The 17,139-nt window shown below is 74.1% G+C and carries 15 protein-coding genes; 10 read left to right on the top strand and 5 right to left on the bottom strand.

Annotation, left to right across the window (positions count from 1 at the left end):
• Positions 1 to 105: 105 nt before the first annotated feature.
• Positions 106 to 600: a DUF5709 domain-containing protein gene (locus tag ICW40_RS06180; RefSeq protein ID WP_308121658.1), complete on the bottom strand. Its 495-nt coding sequence runs from the start codon at positions 598 to 600 to the stop codon at positions 106 to 108.
• A gap of 103 nt (positions 601 to 703) precedes the next feature.
• Between ICW40_RS06180 and ICW40_RS06175 the strand changes: the two genes are divergently transcribed.
• Positions 704 to 2,401, top strand: a complete 1,698-nt coding sequence (locus ICW40_RS06175; RefSeq protein WP_221652958.1) for an ABC-F family ATP-binding cassette domain-containing protein — start codon at positions 704 to 706, stop codon at positions 2,399 to 2,401.
• Between the two features lie 39 nt (positions 2,402 to 2,440).
• Here the strand turns inward: ICW40_RS06175 and ICW40_RS06170 are convergent, their stop codons facing one another.
• Positions 2,441 to 3,028, bottom strand: a complete 588-nt coding sequence (locus tag ICW40_RS06170; RefSeq protein WP_221652960.1) for a LysE/ArgO family amino acid transporter — start codon at positions 3,026 to 3,028, stop codon at positions 2,441 to 2,443.
• 86 nt (positions 3,029 to 3,114) lie between these two features.
• On the opposite strand from ICW40_RS06170, the gene ICW40_RS06165 reads away from it, so the two are divergent.
• The 6 genes from ICW40_RS06165 to ICW40_RS06140 all read left to right on the top strand — a co-directional run bounded on the left by ICW40_RS06165 (position 3,115) and on the right by ICW40_RS06140 (position 8,342).
• The gene (locus ICW40_RS06165; RefSeq protein ID WP_221652957.1) at positions 3,115 to 3,999 is read left to right on the top strand and encodes a LysR family transcriptional regulator ArgP; all 885 of its coding nucleotides are present in this window, start codon (positions 3,115 to 3,117) and stop codon (positions 3,997 to 3,999) included.
• Positions 4,000 to 4,233: 234 nt separating this feature from the next.
• Positions 4,234 to 4,683, top strand: a complete 450-nt coding sequence (gene rplM / locus ICW40_RS06160) for a 50S ribosomal protein L13 (RefSeq protein WP_221652956.1) — start codon at positions 4,234 to 4,236, stop codon at positions 4,681 to 4,683.
• Between the two features lie 41 nt (positions 4,684 to 4,724).
• Positions 4,725 to 5,213 (top strand): 30S ribosomal protein S9, encoded by a 489-nt coding sequence (rpsI, locus tag ICW40_RS06155; protein WP_221652955.1) that lies wholly within the window; start codon positions 4,725 to 4,727, stop codon positions 5,211 to 5,213.
• Between the two features lie 113 nt (positions 5,214 to 5,326).
• Complete coding sequence (gene glmM, locus ICW40_RS06150) at positions 5,327 to 6,682, top strand: phosphoglucosamine mutase (RefSeq protein ID WP_221652954.1); 1,356 nt, start codon at positions 5,327 to 5,329, stop codon at positions 6,680 to 6,682.
• On the top strand, positions 6,679 to 7,317 hold the full coding sequence (locus tag ICW40_RS06145) for a peptide deformylase (protein ID WP_221652953.1): 639 nt from the start codon (positions 6,679 to 6,681) through the stop codon (positions 7,315 to 7,317). Before glmM ends, ICW40_RS06145 begins: the two co-directional genes overlap by 4 nt.
• A gap of 341 nt (positions 7,318 to 7,658) precedes the next feature.
• Positions 7,659 to 8,342, top strand: a complete 684-nt coding sequence (locus ICW40_RS06140) for a DedA family protein (protein ID WP_308121657.1) — start codon at positions 7,659 to 7,661, stop codon at positions 8,340 to 8,342.
• 45 nt (positions 8,343 to 8,387) lie between these two features.
• Here ICW40_RS06140 and coaA read toward each other — a convergent pair whose 3' ends face one another.
• Positions 8,388 to 9,341: a type I pantothenate kinase gene (gene coaA / locus ICW40_RS06135; RefSeq protein WP_221652952.1), complete on the bottom strand. Its 954-nt coding sequence runs from the start codon at positions 9,339 to 9,341 to the stop codon at positions 8,388 to 8,390.
• Between the two features lie 107 nt (positions 9,342 to 9,448).
• On the opposite strand from coaA, the gene glmS reads away from it, so the two are divergent.
• Entirely contained in the window at positions 9,449 to 11,308 is a 1,860-nt protein-coding gene (glmS, locus tag ICW40_RS06130; protein ID WP_221652951.1) for a glutamine--fructose-6-phosphate transaminase (isomerizing), read from the top strand.
• 62 nt (positions 11,309 to 11,370) lie between these two features.
• Positions 11,371 to 11,730: a holo-ACP synthase gene (locus tag ICW40_RS06125; protein ID WP_221652950.1), complete on the top strand. Its 360-nt coding sequence runs from the start codon at positions 11,371 to 11,373 to the stop codon at positions 11,728 to 11,730.
• A gap of 82 nt (positions 11,731 to 11,812) precedes the next feature.
• On the opposite strand, the gene ICW40_RS06120 is transcribed toward ICW40_RS06125, so the two are convergent.
• Both ICW40_RS06120 and metH read right to left on the bottom strand, forming a co-directional pair.
• Entirely contained in the window at positions 11,813 to 12,805 is a 993-nt protein-coding gene (locus tag ICW40_RS06120) for an LLM class F420-dependent oxidoreductase (protein WP_221652949.1), read from the bottom strand.
• Between the two features lie 51 nt (positions 12,806 to 12,856).
• Positions 12,857 to 16,552, bottom strand: a complete 3,696-nt coding sequence (gene metH, locus ICW40_RS06115) for a methionine synthase (protein WP_221652948.1) — start codon at positions 16,550 to 16,552, stop codon at positions 12,857 to 12,859.
• 75 nt (positions 16,553 to 16,627) lie between these two features.
• On the opposite strand from metH, the gene ICW40_RS06110 reads away from it, so the two are divergent.
• Positions 16,628 to 17,139 (top strand): NAD(P)H-hydrate epimerase (locus ICW40_RS06110; RefSeq protein ID WP_221652947.1); only part of this gene is annotated, 512 nt, incomplete at its 3' end.

Raw genomic sequence — 17,139 nt, 5'->3', positions numbered from 1 at the left:
GCATCGTCGGCGTCCGGACCGCCGCACTGACCGCGCGACCGGTTCGCCGGGCCGCGCCGGGGCGACGGCCCGACCCGCCGGTCAGGCGGCCGGCCCGGCCGCCCGCTACTCGATCCGCTCGGTGGTGACCGGCCCGGCGGGAGGCGTCTCACCGTCGTCCGCGGACGCGCCGCGGGCGTCGACCTCCTCGTCGATGACGTGCACCGCGGCCTCCTCGGCGGTCGCCGCGCTGCCCGCGATGCCGACGTCCTGGGCGATGACGCTCTCGGCAGGCGCGCCGGAGGCCTCCGACTCCGCCGCCGCGAGGCGACCCGCGCGGTCCGGCTCGTCGGACGAGGACGAGGGCTCGTCCTGGGTCTCCCAGACGTCGGGCACCTCCTGCGCGAGGCGCTCGTCCATCGACTCCCCCTCGAGCTGCTCGAGCTCGGTCTCGAGGCGGTGGTGGGCGGGCTGCCGCTCGGGCGGCGAGTAGCCCTCGTCGAGGATGCTGTCGACACCCCGGTCGAGCAGCGTGTCGTCCTGCTGCAGCTGGTTGGTGTCGCCCTCGGCCGCGGACTCCGGGTCGGGCATGGTCGCGCTGGTGTCGCCGTACGTGCTCATGCCCCTACCGTGTCACCGGGCCGGACCGCCCGCATCCGATGGGTCCGCGCCCGACCCCGCGCGACGGACCCGCGGAAGACCGTCGGCACGGGAGACTGTCGGCATGGGACATCTGGACCTCAGCGGCATCGGGTACGTGCTGCCCGACGGCAGGCCGCTCCTCGCGGGTGTCGACCTGCGGGTGGGCGAGGGCGCGCGCGTGGCGCTCGTCGGCCCCAACGGCGCGGGCAAGACGACCCTGCTCCGCATCGCGGCGGGGGACGAGCCGCCGCACGCGGGCACGGTGTCCCGCAGCGGCGGTCTGGGTGTCATGCGCCAGCACGTGGGCCGCATCGCCGACGACCGCTCGGTGCGCGACCTCCTGGCCGCGCTCGCCGCGCCCGCGGTGCGGGACGCCGCCGTCGAGCTCGCGGCCGCCGAGCTGGCGATCATGGAGGTCGACGACACCCCGGCCCAGATGCGCTACGCGCAGGCGCTCGCTGACTGGGCCGACGTCGGCGGGTACGACGCCGAGGTGAGCTGGGACCGCGTGACGGACGCCGTCCTCTCGGTGCCCTTCGAACGGGCGCAGCACCGCGAGGTGCGCTCGCTCTCGGGCGGCGAGCAGAAGCGGCTCGTGCTCGAGGCGCTGCTGCGCGGCCAGGACGAGGTGCTCCTCCTCGACGAGCCGGACAACTACCTCGACGTGCCGACGAAGCGCTGGCTCGAGGAGGCGCTCGCGGCCTCCGGCAAGACCGTGCTCTTCGTGAGCCACGACCGTGAGCTGCTGTCGAGGACCGCGACGCAGGTCGCGAGCCTCGAGCCGTCGGTGGCGGGCTCGACGGTGTGGGTGCACGGGGGCGGCTTCGCCACGTTCGGCCAGGCGCGCGCCGACCGCGTGGCGCGCGCCGAGGAGCTGACGCGGCGCTGGGAGGAGGAGCGCACGAAGCTGCGCGAGCTCGTACACACGCTCAAGACCAAGGCGGCGTTCAACGACGGCCTGGCCTCGCGCTACCAGGCGGCCCAGACCCGCCTGCGCAAGTTCGAGGAGGCCGGGCCGCCGCCGCTCCTCGCGCGCGACCAGGACGTGCGGGTGCGGCTCGTCGGCGGCCGGACCGCGAAGCGGGCCGTCGTCGCCGAGCAGCTCGAGCTGACCGGGCTCATGCGCCCCTTCGACCTCGAGGTGTGGTTCGGCGAGCGCGTCGCCGTGCTGGGCTCGAACGGCTCGGGCAAGTCGCACTTCCTGCGCCTGCTCGCCGCGGGCGGCACGGACCCCGACCGGGAGCACGCACCGGTGCACGACGGCGGCCGCGCGCCGGGCGGACCCGCGCCGGTCGCGCACACCGGGCGCGTCACGCTCGGCTCGCGCGTGCGCCCGGGCTGGTTCGCCCAGAACGACATGCACCCCGAGCTGGCCGACCGCACGCTGCTCGAGATCCTGCACCGGGGCGAGGGCAGCCGGATGGGCATGGGTCGCGAGCCGGCGAGCAAGGCGCTGGACCGCTACGAGCTGGTCGCGGCGGCCGAGCAGCGCTACGGCACGCTCTCGGGCGGCCAGCAGGCGCGGTTCCAGATCCTGCTGCTCGAGCTCGGCGGCGCGACGCTCCTGCTCCTCGACGAGCCCACCGACAACCTCGACCTGCACTCGGCCGAGGCGCTCGAGCGCGGGCTCGCGGCGTTCGAGGGCACGGTCGTCGCGGTGACGCACGACCGCTGGTTCGCGCGCGGGTTCGACCGCTTCCTCGTCTTCGGGGCGGACGGCGAGGTCGTCGAGTCGCAGCAGCCGGTGTGGGACGCGGGCCGCGTGCGCCGCGCGCGCTGACACCCGGCGGGCGTGGCGCCGGACCCGGGGGTCACGGCGTCAGACCACCAGCCCGACGGCGACCACCACCATGACGACCGCGACGACGACGTCGAGCACCTGCCACGCCCGGGGCCGCGCGAACAGCGGGCGGAGCCGGCGGGCCCCGAAGCCCAGGGCGGTGAACCACAGGACGCTGCCGACCGCCGCGCCCGCGGCGAAGTGCCACCGGCCCGTCGGGCCGTGCTGGTTCGCCACCGAGCCGAGGAGCACCACCGTGTCGAGGTACACGTGCGGGTTGAGGAACGTCAGGGCGAGCGCCGTGAGCAGCACGCCGCGGTGCCCCGCGGGTGCCGCGGTGGACGGGTCGAGCCGCTCGGGGTGCCGCGCGCGCAGCGCCGCCTGGACGGCGAGCACGAGGAGGAACGCGGCGCCGCCGTAGCGCGCCACCGCCAGGGCGACGGGCTGCTCGGTGACCAGCGCGCCCAGCCCGGCCACGCCCGCCGAGACGAGCAGCGCGTCGGCGGTCGCGCACACCGCGACGACCGTGAGGACGTGCTCGCGCCGGATGCCCTGGCGCAGCACGAAGGCGTTCTGGGCGCCGATCGCCACGATGAGGGAGAGGCCGGTCACGAGGCCGGTGAGCATGTCCACGGCGTCGACGGTAGGCGCCCGCCGCTCTGAAGCACAGCGCAGGTTCCTTCAGCACCATCAGCAGCGCTTAATGTGTGCCCATGAGGCTCGACCCCGCGCAGCTCGCCGCGCTCGCCGCCGTGACGGAGCTCGGCAGCTTCGACGCGGCCGCCCGCGCGCTGCACGTGACGCCGTCGGCCGTGAGCCAGCGCGTCAAGGCGCTCGAGCAGCGCGCGGGCCAGGTGCTCGTGCGGCGCTCGCGGCCGTGCCGCGCCACGGCGGCCGGTCAGGTGCTCGTCCGGCTCGCGGGGCAGATGGCCCTGCTCGAGAAGGAGGCGCTGCGTGCGGTCGAGCCGGGTCGCGCGGGCGCCGTCACGCTCGCGGTCGCCGTGAACGCCGACTCGCTGTCCACGTGGTTCCCGGCGGCGCTCGCGGAGCTGCCCGACGGCGTCGTCGTCGACCTGCGGCGCGAGGACCAGGACCACTCGCTCGGGATGCTGCGCGACGGCGACGTGATGGCCGCGGTGACGGCCGACGGGCGCCCGGTGCAGGGCTGCCGGTCCGTCCCGCTGGGGTCCATGCGCTACCTGGCGGTGGCCGCCCCGGCGTTCGTCGAGCGGTGGCTCGCGGGCCGGCCCGTCGCGGACGGCCTCGCCGAGGCGCCGCTGCTGGCGTTCAACCGCAAGGACACGCTGCAGGCGCGCTTCGTCCGGGACGTCGTCGGCCGCCGGGTCGCGCCGCCCGAGCACCTCGTCCCGTCCAACGCGGCGTTCGTGGGGCTGGTCGCCGCGGGCCTGGGCTGGGGCATGGTGCCCGACGTCGCGGCGCACGCCGCGCTGCGCGAGGGCGGGCTCGTCGAGCTCGTGCCCGGGCGCCACCTCGACGTGCCGCTGCACTGGCAGCACTGGCGCCTGGACGCGCCCGTGCTCGCGGACCTCACGGCACGCGTCGTGCGCGCGGCGGGCGCGGCTCTGCACGAGGCGTGACCTGCCCGCAGGCCCCCGACCGGCGGTTTTGCCCGCGCGGCGCGCGGCGGGTACTCTGGGATGTCGTTGTGCGTCCCGTGTGGCGCGCCCAGGCAGGTGTGTGGACCGGTGATCATCCCGGTCGCGTCCCCGCCAGGCGCCCTGGTGGTCGCCGACGACCACCATCGGTGCCCGGGCGGGAGACGTCCGGGCGCGATGCACCTCATTCAGCTACAGGAAACGAAGGCTACGACCGTGCGCACGTACACCCCGAAGCCCGGCGACGTCGAGCGGACCTGGCACGTCATCGACGCGACCGACGTCGTCCTCGGCCGCCTGGCGTCCCAGGTCGCCGTCCTGCTCCGCGGGAAGCACAAGGCCACGTTCGCGCCGCACGTCGACGGCGGTGACTTCGTCATCGTCATCAACGCCGACAAGGTCGCCCTGACCGGCAACAAGCGCGAGCAGAAGCTCGCCTACCGCCACTCCGGCTACCCGGGCGGTCTGCGGGCCGTCCCGTACAGCGAGCTGCTGGCGAAGAAGCCCGAGCGCGCCGTCGAGAAGGCCGTCCGCGGCATGCTGCCGAAGACGTCGCTCTCCCGGGCGCAGATGAGCAAGCTCAAGGTCTACGCCGGCCCCGAGCACCCGCACTCGGCGCAGCAGCCGAAGCCCTTCGAGATCACCCAGGTCGCGCAGCAGGCCTGAGGCCGCTGTCGACGACGCACACAGGAACTGAGGACACACCCGTGGCCGACACCACTGTCGACATCGAGATCGAGGGCGACGAGACGCCCAGCAGCTACACCTCCGAGACGTCCGCGCCCACCGGTCGCGGCCAGAGCCTCACGGCTCCCGGCCAGGCCCTCGGCCGCCGCAAGGAGGCCGTCGCCCGCGTCCGCCTCGTCCCCGGCACGGGCCAGTGGAAGATCAACGGGCGCACGCTCGAGGACTACTTCCCGAACAAGGTGCACCAGCAGCTGGTGAACAGCCCGCTCAAGCTGGTCGACGTCGAGGGTCGCTTCGACGTCGTCGCGCGCATCGTCGGCGGCGGCGTGAGCGGCCAGGCCGGCGCCCTGCGGCTCGGCATCGCCCGCGCGCTCAACGAGATCGACGCGGAGCACAACCGCCCGGCGCTCAAGAAGGCCGGCTTCCTCACGCGCGACGCCCGTGTGGTCGAGCGCAAGAAGGCCGGGCTCAAGAAGGCCCGCAAGGCGCCCCAGTACTCCAAGCGCTGACAGACCGTTCCACCGACGGCCCCGATGGTCACCATCGGGGCCGTCGGTCGTCACGGCCACCGGACCCCGTCGTGGGCCGGTGTGGAACAGTCGGTGCTCGACGAGGAGGTCTCATGGGTCGGTTGTTCGGTACCGACGGTGTGCGTGGCGTGGCCAACCGTGACGTCACCGCCGAGCTCGCGCTCGACGTCTCCGTCGCGGCGGCGCACGTGCTGGGCTCGACCGGCGCCTTCGAGGGGCACCGCCCGCGGGCCGTCATCGGCCGGGACCCCCGCGCCTCGGGCGAGTTCCTGTCCGCGGCCGTCGCCGCGGGCCTCGCGAGCGCGGGCGTCGACGTCGTCAACGTCGGGGTGCTGCCCACCCCGGCCGTCGCGCACCTGACCGGGGCGCTCGGCGTCGACCTGGGCGTGATGCTCTCGGCGTCGCACAACCCGATGCCGGACAACGGGATCAAGTTCTTCGCGCGCGGCGGCCAGAAGCTGCCGGACGACGTCGAGGACGCGATCGAGGCCCGCATGCGTGAGGACTGGGAGCGCCCCGTGGGCGCGGCCGTCGGTCGGATCACCATGGACGGCGCGTCCGGCAGCCTCTACGTCGACCACCTCGTCTCGACGCTGCCCGGCGGTGCCGACTCCCTCACCGGGCTGCGCATCGCGGTGGACTGCGCCAACGGCGCCGCCAGCGAGGTCGGGCCGGCCGCCCTGCGCGCGGCGGGCGCGGACGTCGTCGTCATCAACGCGTCGCCCGACGGGCGCAACATCAACGAGAAGTGCGGCTCGACGCACCCCGAGCAGCTGCAGGCGGCCGTCGTGGCAGCGGGTGCGGACCTGGGTGTCGCGTTCGACGGCGACGCCGACCGCTGCCTCGCGGTCGACCACACGGGCGCGCTCGTCGACGGCGACCAGATCATGGGCATCCTCGCCGTGGCGCTGCGCGAGCGCGGCGAGCTCGCGCAGGACACGCTCGTCATCACGGTCATGAGCAACCTCGGGCTCCAGCTCGCGATGGGCGAGGCCGGGATCACCACGGTCCAGACGGGCGTCGGCGACCGGTACGTGCTCGAGGCGATGCGCAAGGGTGCCTTCAGCCTCGGCGGCGAGCAGTCGGGCCACCTCATCATGGCGGCGCACGCGACCACGGGCGACGGCACGCTGACCGCGCTGCAGCTCGCGGCGCGCGTCGCCGGCACGGGACGGTCCCTCGCGGACCTCGCGTCGTCGGTGCCGCGGCTGCCCCAGGTGCTCCTCAACGTCAAGGGCGTGGACCGCACGCGGGCCGGCTCGGACGAGGGCGTGCTCTCGGCCGTCGGCGAGGCCGAGCGTGAGCTCGGCTCGTCGGGCCGGGTGCTGCTGCGCCCCTCGGGGACGGAGCCCGTGGTGCGCGTCATGGTGGAGGCGGCCGACCAGGACCACGCGGACAGGGTCGCGCAGCGGCTGGCCGACGTCGTGCGGGAGCGTCTGGCGCTGTGACCACGGCTGACGTCGGCGGCCTCCGCGACGAGGTCGAGCGTCTGCTCGACGGTCCGCTCCCGCTGCCGATCGTCCAGGCCGGGCACCCGGTGCTCCGGCGGCCGGCGGCGCCCTACGAGGGGCAGCTCGGCGAGCGACTCCTGGCCCGCCTCCTCGAGGCGATGCGCGTGACGATGCTCGCCGCGCCCGGGGTCGGGCTCGCCGCCCCGCAGGTCGGGCTCGGCGTCGCGATCGCCGTCGTGCAGGACGAGTGGCCCGTCGACGACGAGGCGGCCGCAGCGCGCGAGCGGCGTCCGGTCCCCTTCCGTGTGCTCGTCAACCCCGCGTACGAGCCGGTGGGCGACGAGCGCGTCGCCTTCTACGAGGGCTGCCTCAGCGTGCACGGCTGGCAGGCGGTCACCGCGCGCTGGCGCAGCGTGCGGCTGCGGGCGCTCGACGCGGACGGCGCCCAGGTCGACGAGGTGCTCACGGGCTGGCCCGCCCGGATCGTGCAGCACGAGACGGACCACCTCGCGGGGCGCCTGTACGTCGACTCGGCCGAGATGCGGTCGCTGTGCTCGGCCGCGGAGGCGGCGCGCTGGGCGGCGGCGACGCCGCACGAGGCGGCATGCGAGCTGGGTTTCACGCTGCCCTGAGGTGCGAGCCCGGGTCCACGACCTCATCCCTAGGAGGGGGGCGTGGATCATCCGGGAGGCGGACGACGCCGGCGTCGGCCGGGCGGGAGGATCGTCGTGCACGGCCGGACGGTCGGACGGTGCCGGGACCTGGAGGGGGCGACGGCACCGTCCGGGCCGCCCGACCGGGTGACCGGGGGCCGGTCAGGGTGATCACCCATTCCGCCCGGCCCGTCCGTGGCTCTAGCGTGACGACACGGGCGAGATCGCACGGGTAAGCACGAGCACGCACGAGCACGCACGAGCACGGACCACGTGCCGCCGCACGGCCCGCGAGGGCGACGAGAGACGGGGACCTTCGCGTGGCCGACCTGCTGACAGCGATCACCGAGTGGGTGTTCGCGCTCGTCGGGTCGCCGCTCGTCTTCCTCGCCCTGTACACCGTCGCGACGATCGACGGCTTCTTCCCGCCGATCCCGAGCGAGTCGATCGTCATCGCGCTCGCCTCGCTCTCGGTCAGCACGGGCGAGCCGAACCTCTGGATCGTCGGGGCCGTGGGCGCCGCCGGCGCGTTCACCGGTGACCAGATCGCCTACTCGATCGGACGCCGGGTACCCGTGCGGAACCTGCGCTTCATGCGCGGGGCGGCCGCGCAGCGCGCCGTCGGGTGGGCCGAGCGAGCGCTTGCCGAGCGCGGCGCCGCCTTCATCATCGCGGCGCGGTACGTGCCGATCGGCCGCGTCGCGGTCAACATGACGGCGGGTGCCGTCGGGTTCAACCGCGTGCGCTTCTCGATCCTCGCGGCGATCGCGGCGGTCACCTGGGCGCTGTACTCGGTGATGCTGGGGATCGGCGCCGGCCACGTCCTCAAGGACCAGCCGCTGCTCGGGGTCGTCGTCGGCGTGGTCGGCGGCATCCTGCTCGGGCTCGCGATCGACCCCCTGATCAAGCGCTTCGTCCTGCTGCGGGGCCGCCGGGGGCGACGTCGGGTGACCGCTCCGGACCAGGCAGAGCCGGCGCAGCCGGTCACCGCGTCCTCGGAGTGACGGCTCGGTCCGTCCGACCGGCGGGGCCGAGGTCTCCGCGCTTGCTCACAGCTTGCGCAGCCGGACCCGCTCGACCGAGTGGTCGGCCCCCTTGCGCAGCACGAGCGTCGCGCGGCCGCGCGTCGGCAGGATGTTCTGCTCGAGGTTGGGGGCGTTGATCGAGTCCCAGATCTGCTCGGCGCGCGCGACGGCCTCCTCGTCGGTGAGCGACGCGAAGCGGTGGAAGAACGACTCGGGGCGGGCGAACGCCGTCTGGCGCAGCCGAAGGAAGCGGTCGACGTACCACTGCCGGACGTCGGAGGTCCGTGCGTCGACGTAGATCGAGAAGTCGAAGAAGTCGCTCACGGCGATGCTCGTGCCCCCCGCGGCCGTGGCCCGCGCGGGCTGCAGCACGTTGAGCCCCTCGACGATGAGGACGTCGGGCCGTCGGACGACGACGTGCTCGTCCGGGACGATGTCGTAGGACAGGTGGGAGTAGACCGGCGCCCGCACCTCGGACCGGCCCGCCTTGACGGCCGCGATGAAGCGCAGGAGGGCGCGGCGGTCGTAGGACTCGGGGAAGCCCTTGCGCTCCATCAGGCCGCGGCGCTCGAGCTCGCGGTTGGGGTGCAGGAACCCGTCGGTCGTCACGAGCTCGACGCGGGGGGTCTCGGGCCAGCGCGCCATGAGCTCGCGCAGCACGCGCGCGGTGGTCGACTTGCCGACCGCGACGGACCCGGCGACGCCGATGACGTAGGGCGTGCGCGCGGGGGCCTCGCGCAGGAAGGTCGACGACGCCGCGTGCAGCGCCGTCGTGGCGTTGACGTAGAGCGCGAGCAGGCGCGAGAGCGGCCGGTAGACGACGTCGACCTCGGCCAGGTCGATCGGGTCGCCGAGGCCACGCAGGCGCGCGACGTCCTCGTCGGTCAGGGGCAGGGGGGTCGAGGCCGACAGGCGGCTCCACGCCTCACGGTCGAGCTCCACGTAGGGCGTCGACGGGGCCAGCGCTGGTTCTGCCACGCGCGCATTCTGCCCGTCCGCGGCGCACGCCGCAGGCGCCGGACGTCACAGCGGCGCGTCGAGCCCCTGCCCCGGCCGGGCGGGGCGCAGCACCTAGACTCTCGCCCATGTGCGGAATCGTGGGATACGTCGGAGCGCAGCAGGCGAACGGGCGCGCGCTCGACGTCGTGATGGGCGGCCTCGCGCGGCTCGAGTACCGGGGCTACGACTCGGCCGGCGTCGCACTGGTCACCGACGACGGCCTCGCGACCGCCAAGAAGGCCGGCAAGCTCGTGAACCTCACCGAGCAGCTCGAGGCGCACCCCATGCCGCCAGCGACGGCGGGCATCGGCCACACGCGCTGGGCGACCCACGGCGCGCCGAACGACGTGAACGCGCACCCGCACGTCTCGGCGGACGGCCGGATCGCCGTCATCCACAACGGCATCATCGAGAACTTCGCCACGCTGCGGGCCGAGCTCGAGGCGGCCGGCACGCGGATGACGAGCGAGACGGACACCGAGGTCGTCGCCCACCTCCTGGGGGGCGCGTTCGAGGAGGTCGGCGACCTGACCGGTGCCATGCGGTCGGTCGCGAAGCGCCTGCACGGCACGTTCACGCTGCTGGCCGTCCACGCCGACGCCCCCGACGTCGTCGTCGGGACCCGGCACGACTCGCCGCTCGTGGTCGGGCTCGGCGAGGGCGAGAACTTCCTCGGCTCCGACGTCGCCGCCTTCATCGCCCACACGCGTGAGGCGATGGAGCTCGGCCAGGACCAGGTCGTGACGATCACGCCCGACGACGTGTCGGTGGTCGACTTCGACGGCGCGCACGTGGAGCCCCGGCGGTTCACGGTGGACTGGGACGCCGCGGCCGCCGAAAAGGGCGGCTTCGCGTCGTTCATGGACAAGGAGATCCACGACCAGCCGCACGCCGTCGCCGACACCCTGCTGGGCCGCACGGACACGTCCGGCCGGCTCGTGCTCGACGAGGTCCGCGTCGACGAGGCCGTGCTGCGCCAGATCGACAAGATCATCGTCATCGCGTGCGGCACCGCGGCCTACGCGGGCCAGGTGGCCAAGTACGCGATCGAGCACTGGTGCCGGATCCCGGTCGAGGTCGAGCTGGCGCACGAGTTCCGCTACCGCGACCCGGTCGTCAACTCCAAGACGCTCGTCGTGGCGGTCTCGCAGTCCGGCGAGACCATGGACACGCTCATGGCGGTGCGGCACGCGCGCGAGCAGGGGGCGACGGTGCTCGCCATCGTCAACACGCACGGGTCGACCATCCCGCGCGAGTCCGACGCCGTCCTCTACACGCACGCGGGTCCCGAGGTCGCGGTCGCGTCGACCAAGGCGTTCCTCGCGCAGATCACCGCGGCCTACCTGCTGGGCCTGTACCTCGCGCAGCTGCGCGGCACCAAGTTCCCCGACGAGATCGCGCAGACGCTCGACGAGCTGCGTGAGCTGCCCGAGAAGATCCAGGCCGTGATCGACGGCGCGGGGCGCGTGCGCGAGGTCGCGCGGTCGATGGCCGACGCGTCGTCGGTGCTGTTCCTCGGGCGCCACGTCGGCTACCCCGTCGCGATGGAGGGTGCGCTCAAGCTCAAGGAGCTCGCGTACATCCATGCCGAGGGCTTCGCGGCCGGCGAGCTCAAGCACGGGCCGATCGCGCTCATCGAGGAGGGCCAGCCGGTCTTCATCATCGTGCCGTCGCCGCGCGGCCGGGACTCGCTGCACAGCAAGGTGATCTCGAACATCCAGGAGATCCGGGCGCGTGGCGCGCGGACGCTGGTGATCGCGGAGGAGGGCGACACGGACGTGCTGCCCTTCGCGGACGAGGCGTTCTTCGTGCCGCGCACGCCGACGCTGCTCGCGCCGCTGGTCGCCGTCGTGCCGCTGCAGATCTTCGCGCTCGAGCTCGCCACGGCGAAGGGGCTCGACGTCGACCAGCCGCGCAACCTGGCGAAGTCCGTCACGGTCGAGTGAGCGCGGTCGAGTGAGCGCGGTCGAGTGAGCGCGTCGGGCGGGCTCCCGGCCGGGGCCGGCGCGTGATCGTCGGCGTCGGGATCGACGTGGTCGACGTCGCCCGGTTCATGGCGACGCTCGACCGGGCGCCCGGCCTGCGCGAGAAGCTCTTCACGCCCGAGGAGCGCGACCTGCCCGCGTCGTCGCTCGCGGCACGGTTCGCGGCCAAGGAGGCGATCGCCAAGGCGCTCGGCGCACCGGGCAACATGAGCTGGCAGGACGCGACCGTGCGCCGCGTGCTCGGCGGTCCGCCCGAGGTCGAGATCATCGGCACCGTCGCGGCGCGCGCCGCCGAGCTCGGGATCGACCGCTTCCACCTGTCGCTCTCGCACGACGCCGGCATCGCGTCCGCGGTCGCGATCGCGGAGCGCGACCCCGCCTGAGCCGCTGCACCGAGGTCTCACCTCCGCACCGAGGCCGCACGTCCACGCGTGCGTCCTCGATGCGGAGGCGGGACCGCGCGGGTCAGCCCTGGAGGGCGGCGATCACCTCGGACTCGAAGAGCTCGATGCTCGAGCGGTCGTAGGCGGCGTCGGCGAAGTACGTGATCGCGTAGGTCATGCCGAGGCGCTCGAGCTCGCGGAGCTTCTCGACGACCTGCTCGGGCGTGCCGACGAGCGGGCCCGAGCGGAACGACGCGTCGACCTCGGCGGCCTTCTCGGGGCTCAGCGACGCGCGGTAGTGCTCCGCGACCCAGTCGAGCTTCGCGTCGACGTCGGCCTGGGTGCGGCCGGTGACGACGTTGTAGTTGGCCGAGCGCGTGATGGCGCCGAAGTCGGTGCCGACGTCGCGGCAGTGCTCCTCGAGGATCGCGGACTTGCGCGCGAAGCCCTCGGGCGTGCCGTCGAAGTTCGTGTACTGCGCGTACCTCGCGGCGATGCGCAGCGTCTTCTTCTCGCCGCCGCCCGCGATCCAGAACGGGATGCCGCCCTCCTGCAGGGGCTGCGGGTACACCTGCGCGCCGGAGACCTGGTAGTGCTTGCCGTCCAGGGTGGCCTCACCCGTCTCCCACGCCTGCTTCATGATCTGCACGCCCTCGTCGAGCATCGCGATGCGCTCGCCCGCGCGCGGGAAGCCGTAGCCGTACGCGCGCCACTCGTGCTCGTACCAGCCTGCGCCGATGCCCATCTCGACCCGGCCGCCCGAGACGACGTCGACCGTCGCCGCGACCTTCGCGAGGTAGGCGGGGTTGCGGTACGCCATGCACGTGCACATCTGGCCGAGGCGCAGGCGCGACGACGCCGCTGCGAACGCCGCCATGAGCGTCCACGCCTCGTGCGTGGCCTCCTCGCTGGGCTCGGGCGTCGTGTGGAAGTGGTCGTAGACCCACACGGAGTCCCAGGCCGCGCCCTCGTCGGCGCGCTGGACGAGGTCTCGCATCACCGCCCACTGGTCTGCCGGCGCGATGCCGGTGAGGTCGAAGCGCCAGCCCTGGGGGATGAAGTGTCCGAATCGCATGCGCCCAATCTAAACGATTCGACGGATGGTGCCCGAGGCACCGCGAGACGGTCAGACTGGGTCGTAGCCGAGGTTCGGCGCGAGCCAGCGCTCGGCCTCCTCGAGCGTCCAGCCCTTGCGCGCCGCGTAGTCGACGACCTGGTCCCGGCCGATGCGCCCGAGCGCGAAGTACTTCGCCTCGGCGTGCCCGAGGTAGATGCCGGAGACGGCCGACGGCGGCGTCATCGCGAACGACGTCGTCAGCTCGAGGCCGACCTCGTCCGCACCCAGGAGCGCGAACAGCGTGGCCTTCTCGGTGTGGTCGGGCTGCGCCGGGTAGCCGGGCGCGGGCCGGATGCCCGCGTAGCGCTCGCGCACGAGGTCGGTCACGTCGAGGGCCTCGTCCGGCGTGTACCCCCATAGGCGCGTGCGGACCTCGCGGTGGAGCCACTCGGCGAAGGCCTCGGCGAGGCGGTCGGCGACCGCCTTGACGAGGATCGCGGTGTAGTCGTCGCCCGCCGCCTCGTAGCCCGCCGCGAGCTCCTCGGCGCCGTGGATGGCGACGGCGAACCCGCCGACGTGGTCGCCCGCGGGCGCCACGTAGTCGGCCAGCGCGGTGAGGTCCCCGGCGCGCTCCCGCTGCTGGCGCAGCGTGTGCAGCACGGCGACGGGGGCGGCGGGGCCCGCGGGCGGGCGGACGTCGTGCACCTCGATGTCGTCGCCCACGCGGCGGGCCGGCCACAGGCCGACGACGCCCTCGGCGCGCAGGAGGCCCTCGGCGACGACCCGGTCGAGCAGCGCGGTCGCGTCGGCGAAGAGCGAGCGGGCCTGCTCGCCCTGGCGGGGGTCGTCGAGGATGCGGGGGTAGGTGCCGCGGAGCTCCCAGCTCGTGAACAGGGGCGTCCAGTCGATGACCTCGATGAGCTCGGCGATCGTCGGCCGGACGACGTGGCGGCCGGGCTCGCGGGGCGCGGGCGGGCTGGGCGGGGTCACCCGGGTGGCTCGGCGCCGGGCCTCCTCGAGCGGGACGAGGGCGTGGTCCTTCTCCCGGTGCCGTCCGCGCAGCGCCTCGTACTCGACCGCGACGCGTGCGGCGATCTCGTCCGGCCGGGCGAGCAGGTCGGCGACGACGCCCACGGCGCGCGACGCGTCGGCGACGTGCACGACGGTGTGCGGGTAGGCCGGGTCGATCTTGACGGCGGTGTGAGCCCGGCTCGTCGTCGCGCCGCCGATGAGCAGGGGGGTGCGCAGGTCCTGGCGCCGCATCTCGGCGGCGAGGGCGACCATCTCGTGCAGGCTCGGGGTGATGAGGCCGGACGCGCCGATGACGTCCGCGCCCAGCTCGGCGGCCGCGGCGAGGATCTTCTCGGCCGGGACCATGACGCCCAGGTCGTGCACCGTGTAACCGTTGCAGGCGAGGACGACGCCGACGATGTTCTTGCCGATGTCGTGCACGTCGCCCTTGACCGTGGCCATGACGACCGTGCCCTTGCCGTCCTTGCCCTGCGCCTCGATCTCGCCGGCGGCCTCGCGCGCCGCCTTCTCGGCCTCGAGGTAGGGGGTGAGGTGCGCGACGGCGGCCTTCATGACGCGTGCCGACTTCACGACCTGGGGCAGGAACATCTTCCCGGCCCCGAACAGGTCCCCGACGACGTCCATGCCCGCCATCAGCGGTCCCTCGATCACCTGCAGCGGTGAGCCGAGCTCGCGGTACGCCTCCTCGGCGTCGTCGACGACGTGCTCGACGATGCCGTTGATCAGGGCGTGCGCGAGGCGGTCGCCGACCGGCAGCTCGCGCCAGGCCTGCTGCTCGGGCGCGTCCTTGCGGACCGCCTTGTAGGTCTCGGCCAGCGCGAGCAGGCGCTCGGTGGCGTCCGGCCGGCGCGCGAGGACCACGTCCTCGACCGCCTCGCGGAGCACGGGGTCGATCTCGCTCTCGACCGTCAGCATCCCCGCGTTGACGATGCCCATGTCCAGCCCGGCGGCGATCGCGTGCGAGAGGAACACCGCGTGCATCGCCTCGCGGACGTGGTTGTTGCCGCGGAACGAGAACGAGACGTTGCTGATGCCGCCGCTGGTCAGCGCACCGGGCAGGTTGCCCTTGATCCACCGCACGGCCTCGATGAAGTCGCGCGCGTACCGGTCGTGCTCGCTCATGCCGGTCGCGACCGTGAGGACGTTGGGGTCGAAGATCACGTCCTGCGGGGGCAGCCCCGCGTCCTGGGTGAGCAGGCGGTAGGCGCGTGCGCAGATCTCGGTGCGCCGCTCGAGCGTGTCCGCCTGCCCCTGCTCGTCGAAGGCCATGACGACGACCGCGGCGCCGTAGCGACGCACGCGGCGCGCGCGGTCGAGGAACGCCTCCTCGCCGTCCTTGAGCGAGAGCGAGTTGACGACGCCCTTGCCCTGCACGCGCCGCAGCCCCGCCTCGAGGACCGTCCAGTCGGAGGAGTCGATCATCACAGGCACGCGCGCGATGTCGGGCTCGACCGCGAGCAGGTCGAGGAACCGCGCCATCGTCTCGGGACCGTCGAGCATGCCGTCGTCCACGTTGACGTCGACGAGCTGCGCGCCGCCCGCGACCTGCTGTGCCGCGATCGCGACCATGGCGGCGTCGTCCCCTGCGAGGACCGCCTTCTGGAAGCGCGGGCTGCCGGTGATGTTGGTGCGCTCGCCCACGTTGACGAAGTTCGTCTCGGGCGTGAGGACGAACGGCTCGAGGCCCGAGAGACGCAGGTGGGGCGACGGCGGCGGCGGCACGCGGGGCGGCACGCCCGCGACGGCGTCCGCGAAGGCGCGGATGTGCTCCGGCGTCGTGCCGCAGCAGCCGCCGACGACGTTGAGCAGGCCCTCGCGCGCGAACCGGCCGAGCACCTCAGCCATCTGCTCGGGCGTCTCCTCGTACTCGCCGAAGGCGTTCGGCAGGCCCGCGTTCGGGTGGGTCGAGACGAGCGCGGTGCTCGCCTCGCCGAGCTCACGGAGGTAGGGGTGCAGCGGCTCCGGGCCGAGCGCGCAGTTGAGGCCGACCGAGAAGAGGTCGGCGTGCTCGGTGCTGATCGCGAAGGCCTCGGGCGTCTGGCCCGAGAGGGTGCGGCCGCTCTGGTCGGTGATGGTCCCCGAGAGCATGATCGGCAGGCGCCGGCCCGTCGCGGCGAAGGCCTCCTCGCACGCGAACAGGGCTGCTTTGGCGTTCAGGGTGTCGAAGACCGTCTCGACGAGGACGAGGTCCGCGCCGCCGCGGATCAGGGCGACCACCTGCTCCTCGTACGCGACGGCGAGCTGGTCGAACGTCACGTTCCGGAAGCCCGGCCGCTCGACGTCGGGCGAGAGCGACGCGGTGCGGTTGGTCGGCCCGACGGCGCCCGCCACCCAGCGGGGCCGGCCGTCGCGCGCCTCGGCCTCGTCCGCGGCCGCGCGCGCGATCCGCGCCGCGGCCTCGTTCATGGCCGGCACGAGGCGTTCGGTGCCGTAGTCCGCCTGCGAGACGGCGTTGCTGTTGAACGTGTTGGTGCTCGTGATGTCGGCACCGGCGTCGAGGTAGGCGCGGTGGATGTCCGCGAGCAGCTCGGGGCGGGTCAGCTGGAGGAGGTCGAAGTTGCCCTCGTAGGCGCGGTCGGGGTCGGCGCCCTCGAACCGGAACGCGGCCTCGTCGAGATGCGCGCGCTGAAGCATGGTCCCCCAGGCGCCGTCGAGCACCAGGATGCGCTCGCGCGCCTCCTGGGCGAGCCGCGCGGAGCGGTCCGACGAGGTCCTGCCGGCGCTCGGTGTCATCGAGTCCCGAGTCTACGCACCGGGCGTGCGCCGGCGGCGGAGGCGCCGGGCCCGTCGCCGGAGGAGGATGAGCCCATGATCGAGGCGTTCCGCGCGGCCGACGTCCGCGCCGCCGAGGCACCGCTGCTGGCGCAGGAGCGCGGGTTCGGCGGCGGCCTCATGCACCATGCGGCGACGGCGCTGTGCCACGTGGTGCGCAGCGAGCTGCGCCGCGAGCGCGGCCGGGTGGCCGGCGCGGGTGTCGTCGCCCTGGTCGGCTCGGGGAGCAACGGCGGGGACGCGCTCCACGCGCTCGCCCTGCTCGCCCGGTACGGCGTGCGCGTGTGCGCGGTGACGACGACGGCGACCGTGCACGAGGGCGGGCTGGCGGCGCTCCGCGCCGCGCGGGGGCGCGTGGTCGCGGTGGTGGAGGGTGCGCCGGGGGACCGCGTGTGGCTCGGTGACGCGCTCGCCGAGGCGTTCGCCGCCGACGTCGTCCTCGACGGGCTGCTCGGCATCGGCGCACACCCCGGGCAGGGGTTGCGCGAACCCGCCGCGCGCGTCGTCGGCCTGCTCGCCGAGCTGCTGGCCGCGGCCGACGACGGCCC

Source organism: Actinotalea ferrariae, assembly GCF_019733465.1.
In the GTDB taxonomy this organism is placed as follows: Bacteria; Actinomycetota; Actinomycetes; order Actinomycetales; family Cellulomonadaceae; genus Actinotalea; species Actinotalea ferrariae_A.
This window is presented reverse-complemented; position numbering and strand designations above follow the sequence as displayed.

Coding starts and splice junctions, on each gene's coding strand:
- ICW40_RS06180 (WP_308121658.1), bottom strand. CDS start 600: ATGAGCACGTACGGCGACACCAGCGCGACCATGCCCGACCCGGAGTCC.
- ICW40_RS06175 (WP_221652958.1), top strand. CDS start 704: ATGGGACATCTGGACCTCAGCGGCATCGGGTACGTGCTGCCCGACGGC.
- ICW40_RS06170 (WP_221652960.1), bottom strand. CDS start 3,028: ATGCTCACCGGCCTCGTGACCGGCCTCTCCCTCATCGTGGCGATCGGC.
- ICW40_RS06165 (WP_221652957.1), top strand. CDS start 3,115: ATGAGGCTCGACCCCGCGCAGCTCGCCGCGCTCGCCGCCGTGACGGAG.
- glmM (WP_221652954.1), top strand. CDS start 5,327: ATGGGTCGGTTGTTCGGTACCGACGGTGTGCGTGGCGTGGCCAACCGT.
- glmS (WP_221652951.1), top strand. CDS start 9,449: ATGTGCGGAATCGTGGGATACGTCGGAGCGCAGCAGGCGAACGGGCGC.
- ICW40_RS06120 (WP_221652949.1), bottom strand. CDS start 12,805: ATGCGATTCGGACACTTCATCCCCCAGGGCTGGCGCTTCGACCTCACC.
- metH (WP_221652948.1), bottom strand. CDS start 16,552: ATGACACCGAGCGCCGGCAGGACCTCGTCGGACCGCTCCGCGCGGCTC.